The 21,715-nt window shown below is 55.4% G+C and carries 18 protein-coding genes; 14 read left to right on the top strand and 4 right to left on the bottom strand.

Annotated features, from left to right (window positions below):
• Positions 1-123 precede the first annotated feature (123 nt).
• The 6 genes from menF to menE all read left to right on the top strand — a co-directional run bounded on the left by menF (position 124) and on the right by menE (position 7,338).
• A complete protein-coding gene (gene menF, locus ACMV5I_RS11345; RefSeq protein WP_414824384.1) occupies positions 124-1,416 on the top strand; it encodes an isochorismate synthase MenF in 1,293 nt (430 codons plus the stop codon).
• A 266-nt stretch (positions 1,417-1,682) separates the two neighbouring features.
• Positions 1,683-3,356 (top strand): 2-succinyl-5-enolpyruvyl-6-hydroxy-3-cyclohexene-1-carboxylic-acid synthase, encoded by a 1,674-nt coding sequence (menD, locus tag ACMV5I_RS11340; protein ID WP_414824383.1) that lies wholly within the window; start codon positions 1,683-1,685, stop codon positions 3,354-3,356.
• The gene (gene menH, locus ACMV5I_RS11335) at positions 3,356-4,144 is read left to right on the top strand and encodes a 2-succinyl-6-hydroxy-2,4-cyclohexadiene-1-carboxylate synthase (protein ID WP_121607378.1); all 789 of its coding nucleotides are present in this window, start codon (positions 3,356-3,358) and stop codon (positions 4,142-4,144) included. Before menD ends, menH begins: the two co-directional genes overlap by 1 nt.
• Positions 4,128-4,985 carry a 1,4-dihydroxy-2-naphthoyl-CoA synthase gene (gene menB, locus ACMV5I_RS11330; RefSeq protein WP_021805976.1) on the top strand — a complete coding sequence of 286 codons (858 nt, stop codon included), beginning with the start codon at positions 4,128-4,130 and terminating at the stop codon, positions 4,983-4,985. Before menH ends, menB begins: the two co-directional genes overlap by 17 nt.
• Positions 4,985-5,968 carry an o-succinylbenzoate synthase gene (menC, locus tag ACMV5I_RS11325; RefSeq protein WP_414824382.1) on the top strand — a complete coding sequence of 328 codons (984 nt, stop codon included), beginning with the start codon at positions 4,985-4,987 and terminating at the stop codon, positions 5,966-5,968. The genes menB and menC overlap by 1 nt, the downstream gene beginning before the upstream one ends.
• Positions 5,956-7,338 carry an o-succinylbenzoate--CoA ligase gene (gene menE / locus ACMV5I_RS11320; protein WP_414824381.1) on the top strand — a complete coding sequence of 461 codons (1,383 nt, stop codon included), beginning with the start codon at positions 5,956-5,958 and terminating at the stop codon, positions 7,336-7,338. The genes menC and menE overlap by 13 nt, the downstream gene beginning before the upstream one ends.
• Before the next feature lie 56 nt (positions 7,339-7,394).
• Here menE and katA read toward each other — a convergent pair whose 3' ends face one another.
• Positions 7,395-8,831 (bottom strand): catalase KatA, encoded by a 1,437-nt coding sequence (gene katA / locus ACMV5I_RS11315; RefSeq protein ID WP_414824380.1) that lies wholly within the window; start codon positions 8,829-8,831, stop codon positions 7,395-7,397.
• A 335-nt stretch (positions 8,832-9,166) separates the two neighbouring features.
• On the opposite strand from katA, the gene ACMV5I_RS11310 reads away from it, so the two are divergent.
• Positions 9,167-9,706 (top strand): YfaZ family outer membrane protein, encoded by a 540-nt coding sequence (locus tag ACMV5I_RS11310; RefSeq protein WP_024485848.1) that lies wholly within the window; start codon positions 9,167-9,169, stop codon positions 9,704-9,706.
• A 50-nt stretch (positions 9,707-9,756) separates the two neighbouring features.
• Here the strand turns inward: ACMV5I_RS11310 and tyrP are convergent, their stop codons facing one another.
• The 3 genes from tyrP to ACMV5I_RS11295 all read right to left on the bottom strand — a co-directional run bounded on the left by tyrP (position 9,757) and on the right by ACMV5I_RS11295 (position 13,604).
• A complete protein-coding gene (tyrP, locus tag ACMV5I_RS11305; RefSeq protein ID WP_202672327.1) occupies positions 9,757-10,965 on the bottom strand; it encodes a tyrosine transporter TyrP in 1,209 nt (402 codons plus the stop codon).
• 170 nt (positions 10,966-11,135) lie between these two features.
• Positions 11,136-12,359: an MFS transporter gene (locus ACMV5I_RS11300; RefSeq protein WP_414824379.1), complete on the bottom strand. Its 1,224-nt coding sequence runs from the start codon at positions 12,357-12,359 to the stop codon at positions 11,136-11,138.
• Between the two features lie 42 nt (positions 12,360-12,401).
• Positions 12,402-13,604, bottom strand: coding sequence for an MFS transporter (locus ACMV5I_RS11295; protein ID WP_414824378.1), 1,203 nt, complete (start codon positions 13,602-13,604; stop codon positions 12,402-12,404).
• 136 nt (positions 13,605-13,740) lie between these two features.
• Between ACMV5I_RS11295 and ACMV5I_RS11290 the strand changes: the two genes are divergently transcribed.
• The 7 genes from ACMV5I_RS11290 to ACMV5I_RS11260 all read left to right on the top strand — a co-directional run bounded on the left by ACMV5I_RS11290 (position 13,741) and on the right by ACMV5I_RS11260 (position 21,644).
• Positions 13,741-14,328, top strand: coding sequence for a TetR/AcrR family transcriptional regulator (locus ACMV5I_RS11290; RefSeq protein WP_121607372.1), 588 nt, complete (start codon positions 13,741-13,743; stop codon positions 14,326-14,328).
• 121 nt (positions 14,329-14,449) lie between these two features.
• Positions 14,450-15,646, top strand: a complete 1,197-nt coding sequence (locus ACMV5I_RS11285) for a nicotinamide mononucleotide deamidase-related protein YfaY (protein ID WP_202672324.1) — start codon at positions 14,450-14,452, stop codon at positions 15,644-15,646.
• Between the two features lie 544 nt (positions 15,647-16,190).
• Positions 16,191-16,889 (top strand): DUF1120 domain-containing protein, encoded by a 699-nt coding sequence (locus ACMV5I_RS11280; protein WP_121607370.1) that lies wholly within the window; start codon positions 16,191-16,193, stop codon positions 16,887-16,889.
• A gap of 201 nt (positions 16,890-17,090) precedes the next feature.
• A complete protein-coding gene (locus tag ACMV5I_RS11275; protein ID WP_414824377.1) occupies positions 17,091-17,780 on the top strand; it encodes a fimbria/pilus chaperone family protein in 690 nt (229 codons plus the stop codon).
• Between the two features lie 11 nt (positions 17,781-17,791).
• Positions 17,792-20,230 (top strand): fimbrial biogenesis usher protein, encoded by a 2,439-nt coding sequence (locus ACMV5I_RS11270; protein WP_414824376.1) that lies wholly within the window; start codon positions 17,792-17,794, stop codon positions 20,228-20,230.
• A gap of 96 nt (positions 20,231-20,326) precedes the next feature.
• Positions 20,327-20,806 (top strand): hypothetical protein, encoded by a 480-nt coding sequence (locus ACMV5I_RS11265; RefSeq protein WP_414824375.1) that lies wholly within the window; start codon positions 20,327-20,329, stop codon positions 20,804-20,806.
• Between the two features lie 139 nt (positions 20,807-20,945).
• Positions 20,946-21,644, top strand: a complete 699-nt coding sequence (locus ACMV5I_RS11260) for a DUF1120 domain-containing protein (protein WP_202672321.1) — start codon at positions 20,946-20,948, stop codon at positions 21,642-21,644.
• The last annotated feature ends 71 nt before the right edge of the window (positions 21,645-21,715 follow it).

Here is a 21,715-nt window from a genome sequence, read left to right as displayed (position 1 = left end):
TAAACTTCAGTTTTAATAAATAATTAGCGACGGAAGATATGGGTTAATTGACGCTATTTTTCCGCCCGTAAGGGTTGATTTACCGTATAATTCCCCACATAGCGTTTGGTTAATGAGGTGGCAGTGGAACAACTTTCGGGATTGCTGCGGCGGCTACGTCAGCAGCTTGGGCAAGGCTTTCCCCGTGAAGCCGGATTTCGGCAGCTAACGCTGGTGGTTCCCAGCCATCTGAGCGATTTGCTGCTGGAGTGGCTGGCGGCGCAGGTGCTGTTCCCTCAATTCTACTGGCGTCATCGCGAAGGGCGGCAGGAGGCGGCGGTGTGCGGCGCTTTGCGGCAGTTTTCACACCCTTCAATGGCGCAGGCATTCGTGCATGCCTATCCTGCAGCCCGTTTATGGGGGCTGACTGCCTTTGACGGTGACGCCCAGCTGTTTTTGCCGCGTCTGGAAATTATTAACCGCCAAGGCAAGTGTGAACTGACGCTAAACCTGTTTTCTGAAGTGGCATTGAGTGATGATGCCCAAGTGGCGCTTGCCTGGCTTGAAAATCTGCTGGTGGCTAAACCGATCGAGAATTTACAGGTGAAAGTGCTGTCTGTGCAGCATCAGCCGGAACGTTCCGGGTGGGAAATCATGCTGCGCGATGCGCTGAAGGCGATAAATCGGCAGCAGATGGATAAGGTGGTCTTGGCGCGCAGCTCGGTGTTGACGCTGGAGAGTCCGTTGTTTGCCCCTGCGATGATGGCCGCCAGCCGCAGGGTGAATCACCAATGCTACCACTTTATGCTGCGCTTTGATGCACATTCCGCATTTCTTGGCTCCAGCCCGGAAAGATTGTACCTGCGTGAGGGAAAACATTTGCTGACCGAAGCGTTGGCGGGGACGGTTGCCAACCATCCCGATGAGCGGCAAGCCCAGGCACTGGCCCAGTGGTTGCTGCAAGACAGCAAGAACCAACAGGAAAACCTGCTGGTGGTCGATGATATCTGCCAGCGTTTGCAAGGCGGTGCCAGAGCGGTCGATGTGTTGCCACCAGAAGTGGTGCGGTTGCGCAAGGTACAGCATCTGCGGCGGCGTATTGAAGGGCAACTGAACCAGGGTGATGATGCCGATTGCCTGCAACGGCTGCAACCGACGGCTGCGGTGGCCGGGCTGCCGCGCCAGGCCGCGCGTGAGTTTATCCGCCAGCATGAGCCTTTTTCTCGCGGTTGGTATGCCGGCTCTGCGGGTTATCTTTCTGCGGCACGGGCTGAGTTCTGCGTTGCGCTGCGTTCCTGCCAGATCGAGGATGCTCGGGTTGAGCTGTATGCCGGGGCGGGGATTGTGGCCGGTTCCGATCCGGCACAGGAGTGGCAAGAGATCGAAAACAAGGCGGCGGGCTTACGCACTCTGTTGCAGCCAGAACATTCTGGGTAGGCGCATTGAGCAGGCCGATCTTCGTGTGTAAACTTGTTGTGTTTTATATGTTTCTTTTTTGTTCTTTTTCGGGGCGCTATTTGGCATGGGTGGGTCGAAATTGATTTATTGCAGGCCACCTGCCACAGGGAAATACGGCGTTTTTGCGCTGGCGCAAAAGCCGTAAAGATAATTACTTATATAATTCAGAGTTATGATCCCCGGTTCGCTACCTCGTTTGGGTAGGCTTCGGCGCGTAACCTCTGTTTACTACTGATGAGCGAAATATGTCGACAAGTGTTTTTAATCGCCGGTGGGCGGCGTTGTTGCTGGAAACGCTGGTCCGCCATGGAGTGCGGCATGTCTGTATCGCTCCGGGATCGCGCTCCACGCCTCTTACGTTGGCCGCTGCCGCGAACCGCGCTTTTGTCTGTCATACTCATTTCGATGAGCGGGGCCTGGGCCATTTAGCGCTCGGTCTGGCAAAGGCCACGCGTGAGCCGGTGGCGGTGATCGTCACCTCGGGTACCGCGGCAGCAAATCTTTATCCTGCCCTGATCGAAGCCGGGTTAACCGGGGAGCGGCTGGTGTTCCTCACCGCCGATCGTCCGCCGGAGTTGATTAACTGCGGGGCCAATCAGGCGATCCGCCAAAACGGCCTCTACTCGAGCCACCCCACCTTGAACATCGATTTGCCACGCCCAAGCCCGGATATTCCGGCTCGCTGGCTGGTATCTACCTTGGACAGCGCGATGGCGCGCCTACGGCAGGGTGCCCTGCATATCAACTGCCCGTTTGCGGAGCCGTTATATGGCGGAGATGAACAGCTGTATGAGCAGTGGTCGGCAGAGTTAGGGGACTGGTGGCAGGATACGCACCCTTGGCTGCGTGAAATGGATCACCATCAGGTTATTAAGCAGCCGGACTGGTTTTTCTGGCGGCAGAAGCGCGGCGTGATTATCGCTGGCAGGATGGGAGCGGAAGAGGGCGTGCAACTGGCTGAATGGGCGGGCATGCTCGGTTGGCCGCTGATTGGCGATGCCCTTTCGCAAACGGGACAACCGCTGCCCTGTGCCGACTTATGGTTGGCGAATCCACAGGCTCGCGATCTGTTGGCTAGTGCGCAGTTGGTGGTGCAGTTTGGCAGCAGCCTGACGGGCAAACGCCTGCTGCAGTGGCAGGAGCGCTGCCAGCCGGAGGAATTCTGGCTGATCGACGATCTGCCTGGGCGTCTCGATCCCGCGCATCATCGTGGCCGCCGTATTCGGTCTACCGTCGGCGAGTGGCTCGATCTGCATCCGGCGCAACCTCGCTCACCTTGGGCTGGCGATCTGTCCGCGTTGGCGGATGATGCCCTTGATGTGACGTCGCAATACCTGGTTAACCGGTTTGGTGAGGCCCAACTGGCCCATCGCCTACCTGAACTGTTGCCGGAGAACGGCCAGCTGTTTCTCGGCAATAGCCTGATTGTGCGCCTGATCGATGCCTTAACTCAGTTGCCTGCCGGTTATCCGGTTTTCAGCAACCGCGGAGCCAGCGGTATCGATGGCCTAATCTCCACCGCGGCTGGGGTTCAGCGCGCCACAGCCAAGCCGACGTTGGCCGTGGTAGGCGATCTCTCCGCGCTATACGATTTGAACGCCCTGGCACTGTTGCGCCAATGTTCGGCGCCCACGGTGCTGATCGTGGTGAATAACAATGGCGGGCAGATTTTCTCGCTGTTGCCAACGCCGGAACCTGAGCGCCAGCGGTTTTACTGTATGCCGCAGGACGTGGAGTTCAGCCAGGCGGCAGCCATGTTCCAGCTTGATTATGCCTGCCCGGAAAATTGGGGGCAGTTGCAGCAGGCAGTGGAAAAAGCCTGGCGTCACAGCGGAGCCACGCTGATTGAGTTGCAGGTGCCGCCAAGCGATGGCGCAGAAACCTTGCAACATCTGGTACAAAAAATGGGGGCAAACTGATGCTGGCTTCCCGCGTGCTACAACAAGGCGAAAGCCAACGCCCATGGTTGATCTGGCTGCATGGTCTGCTAGGGAACAACAATGAGTGGCGGGTGATCGCCTCGCGTTGCGAACAGTGGCCCTCGCTGGCGATTGATTTACCCGGCCATGGCGATTCTGCCGATCAATCCTGCCTGGACTTTGCCGACGTCAGCAAGCAAATCACCGCCACGCTGCAGCAGCATAATATTGAGCGTTACTGGCTGGTGGGTTATTCACTCGGTGGGCGCATCGCCATGTACCATGCTTGCTGCGGAGAAGCGCAAGGGCTACAAGGTATTGTGATCGAAGGCGGTAATCCAGGGTTGGAGAACGAGGATTTACGTGCCCAGCGGCGTGCCCATGATGCCGCCTGGGCGAAGCGTTTCCGTACTGAACGGATCAAAACGGTATTGGCCGATTGGTATCTCCAACCGGTCTTTGCCAACCTCAGCCCGGTACACCGCGAGGCGCTGATAGCTGCCCGTGCAGATAATCATGGCCCGGCCATTGCCGATATGCTGGAAGCGACGTCTCTCGGGCGGCAACCTTGGCTGGTGCCACAGTTACAACAGTTGGCACTGCCAGTGATGGTGTTATGCGGTGCTGACGATCACAAATTTCAGGCGTTGGCGCGTGATGCCGGTTTGCCATTGCAAACCGTGCCAGAAGCGGGTCATAACGCTCATCTGGCCAATCCGGCAGATTTTGCCGCCGCGCTCGATGCATTTCTTGCTAAAAAAGGAACCAAACATGCTGTATCCCAATGAAGAACAACTGTACGCCGCGATCGACTGGCAGGACTGCTCGGGTGATTTCGAAGACATCCTGTACCACAAGTCCAGCGATGGCATTGCCAAAATCACTATCAACCGCCCACAGGTGCGTAATGCCTTCCGCCCGCACACGGTGAAGGAAATGATCGAGGCGATGTCGAACGCGCGCTATGACGACGGCATCGGCACTATCATTCTTACCGGTGCCGGGGATAAAGCCTTTTGTTCCGGTGGCGATCAGAAAGTGCGCGGTGACTACGGCGGCTATCGTGATGACAGCGGTGTACACCACCTGAACGTGCTGGACTTCCAACGCCAAATCCGCACCTGCCCTAAACCCGTGGTAGCGATGGTTGCCGGGTATTCCATCGGCGGCGGCCACGTGCTGCATATGATGTGCGATCTGACCATTGCGGCCGATAACGCCATCTTTGGCCAGACAGGGCCGAAAGTCGGTTCCTTTGACGGCGGCTGGGGTGCTTCCTATATGGCACGCATCGTCGGCCAGAAGAAGGCCCGTGAGATCTGGTTCCTGTGCCGCCAATACGACGCCGCTGCGGCGCTGGATATGGGCTTGGTCAACACCGTGGTGCCGTTGGCCGATCTGGAAAAAGAGACCGTGCGCTGGTGCCGTGAAATGTTGCAGAACAGCCCAATGGCTCTACGCTGCCTGAAAGCCGCACTGAACGCCGACTGTGATGGACAGGCCGGTCTGCAAGAGCTGGCGGGTAACGCCACCATGTTGTTCTATATGACCGATGAAGGTCAGGAAGGGCGCAACGCATTTATCGAAAAACGCCAGCCTGACTTCAGCAAATTCAAGCGTAATCCGTAATGACGGCACTAACCCGTGTTGCTGCGATCTATCGCTATAGCCTGCCGATGGAGGCGGGCGTGGTGCTGCGCAACCAGCGGCTGAAAACCCGAGATGGCTTGCTGATCCACCTGCAACAGGATGGGCAGCAGGGATGGGGGGAAATTGCCCCCTTACCGGAGTTCAGCCAGGAGACGCTCGACCAGGCGCAGCAGGCTACTTTGGCCTGGGTGCAGGCTTGGGCTGCGGGTGAACTGCCTGCGGAAAGCGAGTTGCCGTCGGTGGCTTTCGGCACCAGCTGTGCCCTCGCAGAACTGGCTGGGCAATTGCCAATGCAGGCCGATTATCGCAAGGCGCCGCTGTGCACTGGCGATCCGGATGAGCTGTTCGACCTGTTGGCCGCGCTGCCGGGGGAGAAAGTGGCCAAGGTGAAGGTGGGGATGTATGAGGCGGTGCGGGATGGCATGGTCGTCAATGTCTTGTTGGAAGCCTTGCCTGACCTCAAGCTACGCCTGGATGCCAACCGCAGTTGGAGCCGGGCCAAAGCGGACGGTTTTGCCAAATACGTTAACCCAGCGTGGCGCGATCGCATTGCGTTTCTGGAAGAGCCCTGCAAAACCCGTGATGAATCCCGTGAGTTTGCCCTGGCAACCGGTATTGCCATCGCCTGGGATGAAAGCGTGCGTGAAGCCGATTTTGTCGTGCAGGCGGAACCGGGCGTGGCAGCGATTGTGATCAAGCCGACCTTGGTGGGTAGCCTGGCACGCTGCCGTGAACTGGTCATGCAGGCGCATCAGGCCGGATTGGTGGCGGTGATCAGTTCCAGCATTGAGTCCAGCCTGGGGTTGACGCAGCTGGCGCGCATCGCGCATTGGCTGACGCCGCAAACGGTGCCAGGTTTGGATACGTTGAACCTGATGCAGGCCCAGTTGATACGCAACTGGCCAGAGAGCACTTTGCCGCTATTGGGCATTGATACCTTGGAGTGTGTATGGCGCAGTTGAGTGATTGGCCGTGGCGGCATTGGGCCAAACAGCGCCCACAGGCGACCGCGGTGATCTTTGAACAACAGCCGGTCAGTTGGCTGATGTTACAGCGGCAGGTAGAAGTGCTGGCTGCCGACTTTCAGCGCCAGGGCGTGTTACCTGGTAGCGGTGTGCTGCTGTGTGGGAAAAACAGCTATCCGCTGCTGTTGGCCTATCTGGCGCTCTTGCAGTGTGGTGCGCGCCTGCTGCCGCTCAATCCGACGCTGCCTGTGCCGATGCTGGCGGCTTTGCTGCCGGATCTGGATATCGACTTTGCTTTCAGCCCGGATGGCTTGCCTGAGTTGCCCCCTGGCGCGATCGTCTTGTCGCCGCCGGGCGTTGATGAGTGCCACTTGCAACTGTTGCCGTGGGATGAACAAAGACTGGCGACGTTGACGCTGACTTCCGGCTCCAGCGGCTTGCCAAAAGCTGCAGCCCATAGCTATGCCGGCCACCTTGCCAGTGCCGATGGCGTGTTGCAACTGCTGGAGTTTCAGCCGCAGGACAGCTGGTTGCTCTCGTTGCCTCTGTTTCACGTGTCTGGTCAGGGCATTATCTGGCGCTGGCTGGCGGTGGGAGCACAGCTTGTGGTGCGTGAAATGCAACCCTTGGCCGATGCGCTGGCGGGATGCACCCATGCTTCGCTGGTGCCAACTCAACTTTGGCGTTTGCTGTCTGAACCGATGGCCAAGCATGCGCTAAAAGAAGTGTTGCTCGGTGGAGCGATGATCCCGGTGTCACTCACCCAGCAGGCCGAGGCGGTAGGGATCCACTGTTGGTGCGGCTATGGTTTGACGGAGCTGGCTTCAACGGTTTGCGCCAAGCGTGCCGACGAGCTGCCCGGCGTTGGGGCACCTTTATCAGGACGTGAAATACGCCTGGTGGATCAGGAAGTCTGGATCCGCTCCACCAGCCTGGCGCTGGGTTATTGGCTGCGGGGCCAGCTAGTGCCCATTACCGACGATCAAGGATGGTTCCATACCCGCGATCGTGGCGCGATGGAGCAGGGTGAACTGCGTATTATTGGCCGGCTGGATAACCTGTTCTTCAGCGGCGGGGAAGGCGTTCAGCCGGAAGATGTGGAACGTGTTTTTGCCGCGCATCCACAGGTGTTGCAGGTGTTTATCGTGCCGATTGACGATGCGGAGTTTGGCCAACGGCCGGTAGCGGTGGTCGATCTGGAAGGTGAGTTAACGCTGGAAGGGTTAATGCTCTGGGCGCAGGACCGGCTGGCGAACTTCCAGCGGCCGATTGCCGCGTTGGCGTTGCCCGACGAGCTAAAAAACGGCGGCATCAAGATTTCGCGCCGTCGTCTACAACAGTGGGCGAGTAGCCAACTGCAAGCATAACCTGTTGCGTTGCGAAAAAGGCCGCCCGAGGGCGGCCTTGCTATTGGTGTAAAAAATTATTTCAGGCCCAAGGCCTTGGCTACGCCGTTACCGTAATCGGGATGTACTTTGGTGAACAACTCAACCTGACGACGTTGGATCTGTTCTGGCACCTGCGACAGCTCACCGGCGATACGGGTGAACATACGTTGGTGCTCCTCGGCACTCAGCAGATTGAACAGCGCGCGCGGTTGGCTGTAGTAATCGTCGTCTTCACGATGATTCCAGTGATCGGCGGTACCTTCGATGCTCAATGGCGGTTCGCTGAAATCTGGTTGCTCCTGGAACACCCCAAAGCTGTTTGGCTCATAGGTTGCGCCGTTGCCGCTGTTACCATCCACCCGCATAGCCCCATCACGATGATAGTTATGGAACGGACATTTGGCACCGTTGACCGGGATTTGGTGATGGTTGACGCCCAGGCGGTAGCGGTGTGCATCACCATAGGAGAACAGACGGCCCTGCAACATTTTATCCGGGGAGAAGCTGACGCCAGGCACCACGTTAGCCGGGTTCATGGCCACCTGTTCTACTTCGGAGAAGTAGTTATCCGGGTTGCGGTTCAGTTCGAAGAAGCCGACATCGATCAGCGGGTAGTCGCCGTGCGGCCAGACTTTGGTCAGGTCAAACGGGTTATACGGGGTTTGTGACGCCTCATGCTCTGGCATGATCTGGATTTGCAGTTTCCAGCGCGGGAAGTCACCGTTCTTGATGGAATCGAACAGATCGCGCTGCGAACTTTCACGATCTTTGGCGATGATGGCTTCTGCTTCATCGTCCATCAGGTTTTCGATGCCTTGCTCACAGCGGAAGTGGAACTTGACCCAGAAACGCTCGTTATTGGCATTGATAAAGCTGAAGGTGTGGCTGCCGAAGCCATGCATATGACGGTAGGATTTAGGCAGGCCACGGTCACTGAAGTCGATGGTCAACTGGTGCAGTGATTCAGGCAGATGGGAGAAGAAGTCCCATTTATATACCGGATTGCGCAGGTTGGTGTGTGGATCGCGTTTTACCACGTGGTTCAGATCAGGGAATTTCAGTGGATCGCGCAGGTAGAACACCGGGGTATCGTTACCTACCAGATCCCAGTTACCTTCTTCGGTATAGAACTTCATGGCAAAGCCGCGGATATCACGTTCGGCGTCGGCAGCCCCACGCTCACCGGCAACGGTAGAGAAGCGGACGAACATCTCGGTTTGCTTACCAATCTCAGAGAAGATTTTTGCGCGGGTGTACTTGGTTATATCGTGGGTGACGGTAAAGGTGCCGTAAGCTCCGGACCCCTTGGCGTGCATCCGACGCTCTGGGATCACTTCGCGGTCAAAGTGGGCCAGTTTTTCCAGGAACCAAACGTCTTGAAGTAGCATCGGGCCGCGCTTACCGGCGGTGATCACGTTATTATTATCAACAACGGGCGCGCCAGCCGCGGTAGTTAATCCTTTCTTGCTCATCAATTGCTCCTTACTGTATTGCAGTTAAGTTGATAGCTCAGTTTCGGGTGCTGCAGATCTTCATCATATTAACTAATGAAAAGGCCAGCTCTGCTGACCTCCATCAATGGCACTACTAGTTGTAGACTTATTCTCAGTCCTCGGCAAATAGGCAGCGCTTATCGTTGTAATTTTGGGGTAACTGATTGGCATTTGTTTACAGTTTATTGAAAAATTAATGGCTTATTGCTTTAAATTAGCCGGGAATTGATGACAATTCAGTTACACTTACCGCGGATTTCTTCCGGTGCCAGACATCATCACTCCTTGATGATGAAGATTGAAAAGGATCAATAATGAACAAAACTTTAGTCGCGTGCGCAGCAGGTTTGCTGTTTGTGGCTGGCTCTGCCAATGCGATCAGCGTGAGCGGTGAGGCAGGGGAACATTACACCAACCTGGGCGTCGGCTTGGGGGGCACAACGGCGGGCCTGGGGATCAGCGGCAACTGGATCCGTAGCGATCATGATGGTGACATCGGGAGCCTGGGGCTGAGCTTCGGCCTGCCGGTTGGGCCTTTGACGGCCACCGTGGGCGGCAAGGCCATTTATCTTAGCCCGAAAGATGGCAAAGATGGTGGGGCATTGGCATTAGGAGGCGGTCTGCAATGGGATCTCAACCGCTATCTCAGCCTGTATGGCGAAGGCTATTTTGCGCCGGAGTCTTTGACCAGCGGGGCAAAAGCCTACAACGAAGCTAATGGCGGGGTGCGCTTAAACGTGCGTCCGTTCAATGTGGATGTCGGTTATCGTTACATCAACATCGAAGGTAAAGACGGCAACCGCGACAACGCGATAGCCGATGGCCCTTATATAGGTGTGGGCGTGGGCTTCTAATCCTATCTGCTATTAAACGGGCGCTGCATTTGCTGCGCCCATTTTTTCTGTTAGCCGATGGCTGGTAACAGGCCGCTGGCGATGCTGAGCTGAATGGCGATCACCGCCACCCCACAGACAAACACCAACGCCAACGCTGGCGTTCCGCCCCAGACTCGATAGCTGGCCTGATGCCGCCGCCGAGTTTTCCAGACCAGCAATGAAGGTAGCAGCAGGGCGAGTACGGACAGCGCAATTGCCGCGAACCCAAGTGCCAGCACAAAACCGCGTGGATAGAACAGTGCGAATGCCAATGGCGGCAGGAAGGTGATGGCCCCGGTCTGCAAACGGCCCCGCACGTTATCCTGGCGTTTGAACAGATCGGCCAAGAAGTCGAACAACCCGAGTGAAACCCCCAGGAATGAGGTTGCCAGCGCCAAATCGGCAAACAGGTGCACCGCCAGCTCGACATGAGGCGACGCAACCACGTCACGCACCGCTTGCAGTAAACCGTTCAGTCCGGCCTGTTGTGCCAGAATGCCGACAAAGGTGGTGGAACTGATGCTGCCCAGCGTCGCCAACTGCCAGAAGATATAAGCCACTAACGGGATAGCACTGCCGATGATAAAGATCCAACGCAGTTTGCGGATGTTGCCGCCCATATAGTTGACGATACTGGGTACGCTGCCGTGGAAACCAAATGAAGTGAAGATCACCGGGATGGCCGAGAGCGCCAGCCCCTGTTCCAGCGGGAGCGTCAGCAGGTTGGTTTGCTGGATGTGCGGCATCATCAGACCAAGCATGACGATCAGGAAAATCGACTTGGCGGTAAACAGAATACGGTTGAACAGATCCACCGAATGGGTGCCGATGCAGACGATCCCCCCTGCGACCAGGGTGAACAGCAGTACGCCGAGGTAAGTCGGGAAGTCCTGAGAAGTCCACTGGCTGATGCTGACAGCCAGCAGTTCGCCAGCGCCACTGATATAGGCTGCGGTCAGCGCATACATCAAGAACATCATGCTGAAACTGGTAAGCCACTGGCCGCCGCCGCCCAGATAACGTTTGGCCAGCGTTCCCAGACCGGTGTCCGCCTGCTCATGCTGATAAACCTCGACCAGCAACAGCGCGGTATAGCACATTAATAACCACAGCCCGACCAGCAGTGCCAGCGTTACGCCAAAACCTACGCCCGCTGCCGCCAGGGGCATAGCCAGCATCCCTGCACCAATGGTGGTGCCTGCCACGATAAAAACACTGCCCAGCGTGCGATTCTTCACGTTTTTCTCTGCTATTGGATGATTTAGGGGCGTTTTCGGGACCCTATTTTTAGTGCGGCAGAATAGTTGATTGCCGATTTTGTGTCAAACCGGCGTTACGTATGGTGTACATTTAAATTTACGGTTGTGAGTGAGGCCGCGGCGGTATCAGAAGGGGGCTCTCTGTCCAGTCAGTTCATTAGCGAGCGAGCCCGCTGCTTTGTCGCTTCGCTTCTGTGTTCCGCCAGACTGATACCGAAAGACAACAGTAAGGCGATGGCGGCGATGCCTCCGGCCAGCCAGAGGTTGGCGGTCATGCCAAGTTCATCCACAACTTGGCCACCTGCCCATGCCCCCAATGCAATGCCGATATTGAATACGCCCACATACAGTGCGGTAGCAATCTCTACGGCTCGCGGTGCGACTTTCATTGTCCATGTCATTAGACCGACTGATACACCGCCATAGGCCAGCCCCCAAACTAGCAGTACCACTCCACCGCTGATGTAGGAGTCACCAATGGTCAGGAATAGCACTGGAGTGAACAGTAGGCCCATCGAGACCGCTATCAAAGTCAGGACCGTGCGCCGCGCCGCGATGGTACCTGCCAAGAAGTTGCCAACAATGCCTGCAAAGCCGTAGGCGAAAAGCAGTGCGCTAATCCATTGCGTATCGAATCTCGGTACTGACAGCAGTAACGGGCGCACGAAGGTAAAGACCATGAAGTGGCTGGCTACGAGCAGTAACGTCAGAAATAACCCGACTTGCAGCTTCCGATTACCGAGTTGTTTGCCGAACTGGCGTAGGGTAGCCGAACTGGCAACGGGGAGTGCAGGAACGACGGCAAGATGCAAAACCAACACCGACACGCTAAGCAACGCCATACTGCCAAAAGCCCAGCGCCACCCCACAAAGTCACCGATCAGCGCTCCGAGTGGAACCCCAAATACAGAAGCGGCCGCCACCCCACCAAAGATAATGGAGGTTGCCAATCCGATGGAGTTATCAGGAACAAGCCGGGAAGCCAAGCCACCCGCGATAGCCCAGACTCCCCCCATACAAAAGCCGACGAGAACACGAGCAGCCAGCATCCAAGCCATGTTAGGTGCCAATGCCGATACAATGTTGGCGATAGCCAGTAGGCCCAGTAATCCGCACAGGATCCTGCGCCGGTCCATACCACCAGATGCAATCACCACCAGCGGCGCGAACAAGGCCGCCAGCACTGCGGGCAGCGAGATCATCTGGCCTGCCGTGCCGGTAGAAGTCTCCAGAGAGTCGGCAATCGGCGTCAGCAGACCGACCGGCAGCATTTCCGTCGTGACCACCGAAAAGGTGGCAAGACCTATGGCGGTGACTGCCAACCATTGGTGTCGGGTAGACGTTTGAGGCGCAGTACTTGAAGATTTATCCATAGTTAAGCTCCTTGTGAGTAGGGAAAACAGGTTGTGCCCATATCACGCGGCATTTGGTACGGATGAGTCACGCAGGCGCTGACTCCCCCAAAGAGCGACCAACAGCACCAAAGCGCCCGCGCACAGGGCTATAACAAATCCAGCACGCGCACCGCTTTCATTCACTACCTGGCCGGATACGGCGGCTCCCAGCGCAACTCCGACATTTAGAGCGGCCAGCAGCCAGGTCATGCCTTCCGTCAATTGGCGCTTCGGTACCTGGCGTTCGATAAGCGACATTGCCACGATCATCGTTGGTGCGAAAAACAGGCCTGCTACGAACACCACAGTGGCTAATGTGGCAATGTTGCCTGCCAGTAGCAGGGGCAGCGTTGTCGCAGCTGTCGCCAGCCCACCCAGCAACAGCAGGCGGGATAATGGGATAGTTAACTTGCGTGCGCCAAACAGCAGACCTGACAGGCATGATCCTACGGCATAGGCAGATAGAACCAGACTGGCCGCCGCTGGTTGCCCCAGTTGCTCGGCGAAGGCCACGCTGACGATATCAACAGTGCCGACGATGATACCCATCGCCATCATCAGCAGTGCCAGCAATTGCACGCTCGTCAGTTTGATGACAGATCCTGGCAGGCCCGAAGTAGCGTCATGTTTTTTGACCAACGGTTCGGTGCTGCGCTGTGCGATCAGGGCCAGCACTCCTATGGGGAGAAGTATCGCCGCCGCTAATGGGCCAGCTTGTGGAAATAGCGCTACGGACAGGCCAACTGACAGCGGCGGCCCGGTGATGAAGGTGACTTCATCGAGCACTGTCTCAAGCGAATAGGCCGTCTGCAAGCGCGGTTGGCCCTGGTAGATAGCTGTCCAGCGTGCCCGTGCTACCGCCGACATGCTGGGCATAAAACCGGCCAGTAAGGCACCTGCGAACAAAGTCCAGTCGGGTGCCAGCCACCAGGAACTGGCGAGTAGAAGCAGTATCCCGATGACGCTGATGGCCGTCGCAGCTGGCAGTACTCGGCTCTGTCCGTGGCGATCCATCAAGCGAGATATCTGTGGCGATAGCAGAGCGTAGGCCAGCACGAAGGTGGCGGATACGGCACCGGCCAGAGCGAAGCTGCCACGCAGCTGTGACAACATGGTGATGATGCCGATGCCAGTCATCGACAGCGGGAGCCGTGCCAGCAGTCCGGCCAGAGCTAAGCTCTTGGTGCCGGGAGCGGTGAACAGTTCTCTATAAGGGTTAGCCATCTCAGTCTCCAGGGGGCGTCGCTTGCCTTAGTGGCATAGCGCGGTGATAATACATACGGCACGTATGAATAGGAGTGTATATTCATACGGAGTGTATGTAAATAAACATACGTAACGTATCTAAAGGGGAACATCAATGGCTCGCCGCACCCGCGCAGAAATGGAAGAAACCCGTGCCACATTGTTGGCAACTGCCCGTAACGTCTTCAGAGAGCATGGCTACGCCGAGACCTCGATGGATGAACTCACCGCGCAGGCGGGCTTGACCCGTGGCGCGCTTTATCACCACTTTGGTGACAAGAAAGGGTTGCTGACGGCAGTGGTGGAACAAATCGACGCCGAGATGGATGCGCGCCTACAACTCATCTCCGACACTGCCGAAGATGCGTGGGAAGGTTTCCTCGGCCGTTGTCGCGCCTATCTGGATATGGCGCTGGAGCCGGAATTCCAGCGCATCGTGCTTCGCGACGCCAGGGCGGTGCTGGGCGGAGCTTCGCCGGACTCGCAACGCCATTGTGTTGAGTCGATGCGGCGGCTGATAGACAACCTTATCCAACAAGGTATCGTCGCTAAGGTCGATCCGCAGGCGCTAGCATCGTTGATCTACGGTAGCTTGGCCGAGGCTGCGTTCTGGATCGCGGACGGTGATGACGGCAATACGCGGCTGGCGCGAAGTGTTGCCGCGCTGGAGCTATTGCTGCGAGGATTGTTGGCCAAATCATAAGTTAACGAAACTCCCTGTTCATACTGCTCCCCTGCCTGTAGCACTATTAGCCGCAGCTATTTGGTGAAAAGTTGTTAACAGGCTTCTATAGTGGAGGGATCTGAACATAAGGGAGAGATCAATGTTAAGAGTGGAGATGCTCAGCACTGGTGATGAAGTGCTACATGGGCAAATTATTGATACCAACGCCGCCTGGCTGGCAGATTACCTGTTCCAGCAAGGCTTACCGATGAGTGGGCGTGAAACGGTGGGGGATAGCCTCTCCTCTCTGATCGAAATCCTGCAGGAGCGTAGCCACATTGCCGACGTGCTGATCGTCAACGGCGGTCTGGGGCCAACCAGCGACGATCTCAGCGCGTTGGCGGCAGCAAAGGCTTGCGATACCGAGTTGGTCGAACATCCCGAATGGATCGCCCGTATGGAAGCCTACTTTGCGGAGCGCGGCCGTCCGATGGCGGCTTCCAACCGTAAACAGGCACAGATCCCGGCTAATGCGGAAATGCTGGATAACCGTGTAGGTACCGCCTGCGGCTTTGCCTTAACGCTGAATAAGTGCCGGATGTTCTTTACACCGGGTGTGCCTTCCGAATTTAAAGTGATGGTAGAAGAGCAGATCCTGCCACGCCTGCGCCAAGGCTTTACTCTACCTGAGCCGCCGTTGTGTCTTCGTCTTACCACCTTCGGGACTTCGGAAAGCGACTTGGCTGCTGAACTGGACGGCATGCCTTTGCCGCCGGGTGTCGTACTGGGCTATCGCTCTTCCAGCCCGATTATTGAACTGAAGTTGACTGGCCCACAGGCTCAGCGTGCCGCTATGGAACAAGCCTGGCAGCGAGTGCGGCAGGTTGCGGGTGACAATACGATTTTTGAAGGTACGGCAGGGTTACCGGCAGAGCTAACGCAACGCTTACAGCAGCAGAACTTGACGTTGGCGCTGAGCGAGCAATTTACCGCCGGGCTAATCAACCTGCAGTTGCAGAGCGAAGCGGCCCCGCTGGCCGGTGGCGAACTGTTACCCGCACATTGCTCCGAGACGCTGGCAACTGTGCTGGCGCGTGCTCAGTCTTTGGCTCAGCTCACCGGCGCGCAGTTAGCGTTGGCCGTTAGCGCCATGGCAGGGGATCGTGTCAGCGTTGCCTTGCATACGCCAAAAGGCGGTATTGGTCAGACAGTGGGCTATCGTGCATCACGTCATGGCCTGCGCTTACGCCAGGAGTCGGTCGCGATGCTGGCGCTGGATATGCTGCGCCGCTGGTTGAATGGCGGCCAGGTTTGCGGCAAAAACGGCTGGCTGGAAATTGTGGAAATTATCGAGTAGAAACATTCCTCAGAAGGTTCAAAACCTGGGGGCCTCATGCAGTAAAGCGTGCGGTCCCCTACGGTCGAACATGTGCGACCCCCTTCCATTTCTGCAAATCTTCACTGGTATCCCCTATCGCCGAGCAACGGCTAGCTGGAAATAGTCGCTATTACCGGAGAGAAACGGGTTGATAGCGCTGATATATCCCTGATTCATTGTTGCTTTTTTGTTTTATTATTGCGCGCGAATTTTTTGGTGCGCACATGCGTAACTAGTTGATTATAAACATTAATTAAAAATTATAAGTTAATTATTTACGTTTTTTTATTAACTTTTTATTATTTATAGTTATTGCCTATCAAACGACAGAAATTTACTTGGATTTATGTCTTCCAAAAGCCAGGGTTGGTGATTTACCATTCTGCCCCTCATTTTTCTTGCAGTTTTTTATTTCAAATAAATCCAAAGAATTGGAATTAGATGTCTGTTTGTTGGTTTTTCATGGAGGAAGTATCCGGGATAGGGATGGTCAAGGTTAGTTGATCTTAAGAATGGTATTTAAATGAAATTGTTTAAACTTACAACGCTGCCCCTTATTCTGGCTACTTCTGCCGTTTCCCTTCCTGTGATGGCAGCGGAAACGGCCCAAATTATGGTGAAAGGGTCCATCGTTCCTACCGCATGTTCCATCTCTGTTGCTGGCTCGGCAGACTTCGGCAATTTGACCGAAAATGAACTGAAAGAAAAAAGCAAATTCCTCAATGCTTACCAGCTAGGCTATAAGCCCGTTAATTTTGATATTCAATGTAACTCTGCAGCAAAAGTGGCGTTATCTACACAGGCTGATATTCCGCCTTCTGGTCCGAGCACGGTAGGTGTTGTGAGCTACGTTAATGAGACTGAAAAAACGTCTCGTACCAAAACCGAACACTTGGGCAATCTGGGAGTGATTGAGGGGCATGACATCGGCTATTTTACCACGGCGCTGGTAAGTGCAAATTTGGATGACAAAAATTCCGAGCTGATATTTTCCCAAGATAATGGCCATGATTGGCAAGCTGTCTCTGGTGCAGATGAGCATGTGATGTATCAGGATGGCTCTGCATTTTATAGTTGGGGGAAAGACAATGCACCACAGGAAGCAACCAATATCTCTGGTGTTATCAATATCTCTGCTGCCATTGATGCTCGTTTTATCGATGACATGAAAGAAGTCCTCAACTTTAACAGCAGCACAACCCTAAGCCTACAGTACCTATAAACCCTCGGTGTCTTGTCTGGCAGTTGCCTGCCAGACAATGTTTACCTGCTGTTATTTTATCAATACTGTTTTCTGTAAGGTGTGTCTGTGATGCGTTGTCAATTTTCCGCTTATTTTATTTCCGTTAAGCGAATAATCTCCAATACGTTATTACTGGTTGCTAAGTCTTATTCTAGGAGTGAAGATTTAAAATCGGATTGGATGCTGTGCAGTTTTTTACTGGTTGCAGTATCTATTTTTTCGACTCAGTCTCACGCCTCTGGCGTATTACCTGAATCTTCGGCGGTCATTATTGACGAAGCACAGAAGGGCGGCAGCATTAATGTTAAAAACACGGAAAAAGTTCCGGTGCTGTTGTATACCAGAATCGTCGAGTTACCTGACGATCCCACTCCTCGCCTGATTGTGACCCAGCCAGTAGCTCGTTTGGAGCCAGGCCAGTCCCAACGCGTACGCTTTGTGTTGAACACCGATACTCCGTTGCAGAGCGAACATATCAAGCGCGTATATTTTGAAGGCGTGACTGAACGGACTACGGATAACAGCCAAGTGTCCGTTAGCGTGCGTCAGGATCTGCCGGTGATTATTGTACCAAAAGGGTTGAGTGCTAAACGCGATATGTGGACCGATTTGGACTGGTCCGTTAGCGCAAACAGCCTGAAAGTCACCAACACGGGTCGCCATGTGGTGCGCTTGACCCCGCAGGTCAAACTACAACCCTCAGGTAATGTGCTGTCCCTGAACAAGAGTTATATCCTACCTGGCGAAACCCTGGTGGTCACCGCACCTGCCAGTACCCGTCTCAGTAGCCAGCAGCAGGTGGCGTTCTCCCCCGTTACTCGTTACGGGTTTGGTGTAGGTGTAAAGACTGCCCCTCTGAGCGGCAAATAATTACTCATACCATGAAGACAACCCGCCATTCATTACTGATCTCAGCCATTTTACTGGTTTGCTGGGGGGGATCCGTACCAGCAGAAGGGGCCAAATTGACCAACTTCAGTGAAAGTCGGCTGAAGGCGTTGGGTATCGATCCGTCTACTGCTGCCTACTTTGCACAAGGGGCGCGCTTTACGCCTGGTATTACCGATGTGGAGCTAAAGGTAAATGGCGCCCGCCAAGGCATGCAGAGACTGGCATTTGGTCACAGTGGTGAAATGTGTGCGGATGAAGCCTTTTTTGCGTCTGCCGGTATCCGATTGGATCCGCCACTGCGGCAGGAGAGGGCGGACGCAGATACCTGCCCGCAACTTACCGACGTCTGGCCGACCGCTACGATCTCCCTACTTCCCGCCACTCAAGAAGTGCATATTGTGGTGCCGCCGGAAGCGGTGGAGAAGGCAAATGACTTGGCGCATTTCCAGCAAGGTGGCACGGCTGGCTTGCTGAACTATTCCGCTTACCGTTCCTATTTTTCCTCGTACGGTAACCATTCAAGCAACAGCTACCTGAATCTGGAAAGTGGTTTTAACGCGGGTGACTGGATGGTGCGTGGTGCGCATAACCTGCGCCAGAGCAGCGCGGGTGGCTTTACCTTCGACAATGCGTATGTATACGCACAGAAAACCCTGGTGGATAGAAAGCAATTGTTGCAGGCCGGGCAAATCAACTTTTCCAATAATCTTCTGTCCGGTGCGTCCATCGATGGGATGCAACTGATCCCACAGTCTGCGCTGAGCAGCCAGGGAGAAGGGGCACAGGTGCGCGGTATTGCCCGGGCAGACCAGTCAAGGGTGGAAGTCCGTCAAAGCGGGATCCTGATTTATTCCACGCTGGTGCCGGCCGGTCCCTTTACGCTGACGGATCTCCCTGTACTGAATTCCACCAGTGACCTGCAACTCAGGGTGATAACCCCGGGCGGGCAGGAAGAGGCTTACACCATCACTGCGGCATCATTTCGCAGTTTGGTACCAAAGGCACCGGAAACCTGGTCTTTGGCGTTGGGACGCCTACGTGCGGACAGCGTCAGCCAGAGCTATGAGCGGCCCTGGGTGGCCAGCTTGTCTGATGGGCGGGCGCTTTCCCAGCGGGTATTGCTGGAGGGCGGGTCAATTATCGCCTCTGGTTATCTGGGCAGCGGTGTGGGGCTCACCGTCAGTCCGCGTCAAGAAGTCTCTCTAGGCCTGTCCGCCGCGCTGAGCCAGGATCGCAACCATGACCGACAGGGGGCAAAGAGTACGGCTTCGGTGAACTGGCAAGCGCCACTGAATCTCGGATTTGGTGGTGATATCACCCTCTATTCTCCTGGCTATCGGGAACTGACGGACTCGGTTTCCCTCACTGATAGCCCTTACAGCCGCACCAGTGCAGGTCTGCGGATGAATTGGTACCAAACGACACTGGGCCATATTTCGCTCTCTGCCAGCCAGACCCGTCAGGGGGATAATGGCGGTGATACTCGGCGCCTGATGGCCACCTGGAACCGCAATTTTGGTTTTGTAAACGCCTCAGTGAACTGGCAGCGCCAGAGCCGAAGTGTACGAAGCTGCCATGCATCTTATCGGTGCCGCAATACCGACCGCGACAGCCTGTTTGTTAACCTCAGTTTTCCACTGGGTGGACAGGTGATCGGTAGCCATTATCGACATACCCCAGATTCAGCGGCTGTAGGCATGCAGACGAGCGGTGTCCTGACGGATAACAGCAACTGGTCATTGGCGACAGAGCACAGTATGAAACAGCAACGCGATACCAGCCTGTCAGGCAGCCTGAACGGCAACCTGCACTACACCACTGCCGGGTTATATGGATACGCTGCGACCGATCATACCCGCAACTACTCCGGCACGTTGTCTGGCGGCATCGTAGTCCATCAGGAAGGTGTGGTGTTCTCACCGCATAAGATTAACGACACTTTTGGCGTAGTGACGGTGGAGCCTGCGGTCAGTGGGGTAGAAATCAACACCCCACGGGGAAAAGTATGGACTGACTGGCGGGGTAAGGCGGTGGTGCCTGGGCTACCCGCTTACGCAGCAGGCCGGATAGAGTTGAACACGGAACAATTGCCAGCAAATACCGATGTCAGCAATGGCTTGCGGCAAGTTGTGGCGGGGCACGGAGCGGTAACCGATACCCATTTTATTTTGCAGCAGACGCGCAACGGGTTGTTGACGGTGAAGCTGATGGATGGATCGCCGTTGCCGAAAGGCAGCGCCATTATTGCGCAAGACGGCAGTTATGTGACCACGGCGGTAGATGCAGGCACGGTGTTTCTTACCGATCTGAACGATAAACGCCCGCTGATGGCGCGTTGGCAGGAGCAGCAATGCAGTCTGCATTATTCCGTACCGGAAAAGGCGCTGAAGGGGGAGGCCTATGAAAATGTCACCGCACAATGCAGTTAACCGTAGAACCAGGGTGGGCGTGTGAAACAGAAAGTGATCACATTAATCCGGGGATTGAAGCTTATCACTGTGCTGTGGCTTGTTACTACAGACGCTATGGCACAGAACTGTCAGGTGGTGGTATCACGCCCCGAGATCCAACTGGGCAAACAGATCCATGTTGCCAATGCAGGAACGTTGTTTACCCAGCAAGAGATGACAGTCGCCGCTGAGTGTGTGGGGACGGGGCCGATCACGTTGCTGATTGATGGCACGCCGGATGAGGGGGGACAACACTTTCGCTTTGGCACTGCGGGCAGAATGACACTGACGCTGCTGACTGCGCAGTATGACGGTAGTGACACAGGGCTGAGGCTGAGTTCTGCGCTGCAGGGGGAAAGGCAGCTATCGTCGGGTTCATCGGTTCCGTTGTCTCCTAGCAGCCAGATTACCACGCTCGCAACAGGGGCCGCCGGGAAGGAGACTCATCTGCTGATAGTGCAGTTGCGCCTGGATTTTCCCGCAGCAGGAGATGAGGGCCGGATCCGCGATCTGACGGAGATGGACGGCCAAGTGAGGTTTGAAGCTCGGCAATAGTCGATATCGCCTGAGGCTGCCGACAAACCCCAATAGGCTCACGGCGTAGGGGCGCTGCATGCTGCGCCTGTTTTTGTTATGGAAGAGGTATCCAGTCTAGGGATGGTTAATGTTAGTTAATCTGAAAAATGGTACTTAAATGAATATGTTTAAAATTACAGCTCTGACCCTTGCCATCGCTACTTCGGCGTGTTCCTTGACTGCGATGGCGGCGGAAACGGCTCAAATTACGGTGAAGGGGGCAGTATTTCCTTCCGCGTGTGCCATCTCTGTTGATGGTTCTGTTGACTTCGGTAATTTGAAAAAAAACGAGCTGCAAGAACAAACTAAAAATCAAAATGCCTATCAGTTAGGCTATAAGCCTGTTGGTTTTAATATTCAATGTAAATCGGCAGCCAAAGTGGCGCTATCTGCACAGGCGGACACCCCTGTTTCTGGCAATCCCACGATGGGTGTTGTTAGCTACCTCAGTGATACCGACAAAGCGCTGCGTGCTGAACCTGGACAACTTGCATCCCTAGGGGCGCTTGAGGGTGAAGACATCGGCTATTTTACCGTGATGCTGGCAAGTGCCACCCTGGATAGCAAAGATGCCGAGCTTATCTCCTCCAAAAATGGCGGCAGTAGCTGGAGCGCGGTTTCTGGCACCGCCGAGCATTTGATGTATCAGGATGGCTCCGTGTTCCATGGTTGGGGGAAAGACACCGCACCACAGGAAGCCACTAATATCTCAGGTATTATGACGGTCTCTGCGGCACTTAACGTTAAAGTTGTGGAAGAGCTGAAAGACGTTGTCAACTTTAACACTAACACCACTCTAAGCCTGCACTACCTGTAAACCATAGGGGTATTGTCTGGCGGTTGTCTGCCAGACAATGAGCCCACCATAGCTTGCGTTTACGTTAAGCA

This window comes from Serratia sp. T13T92 (assembly GCF_047530105.1).
Taxonomy (GTDB): Bacteria; Pseudomonadota; Gammaproteobacteria; order Enterobacterales; family Enterobacteriaceae; genus Chania; species Chania fonticola.
This window is presented reverse-complemented; position numbering and strand designations above follow the sequence as displayed.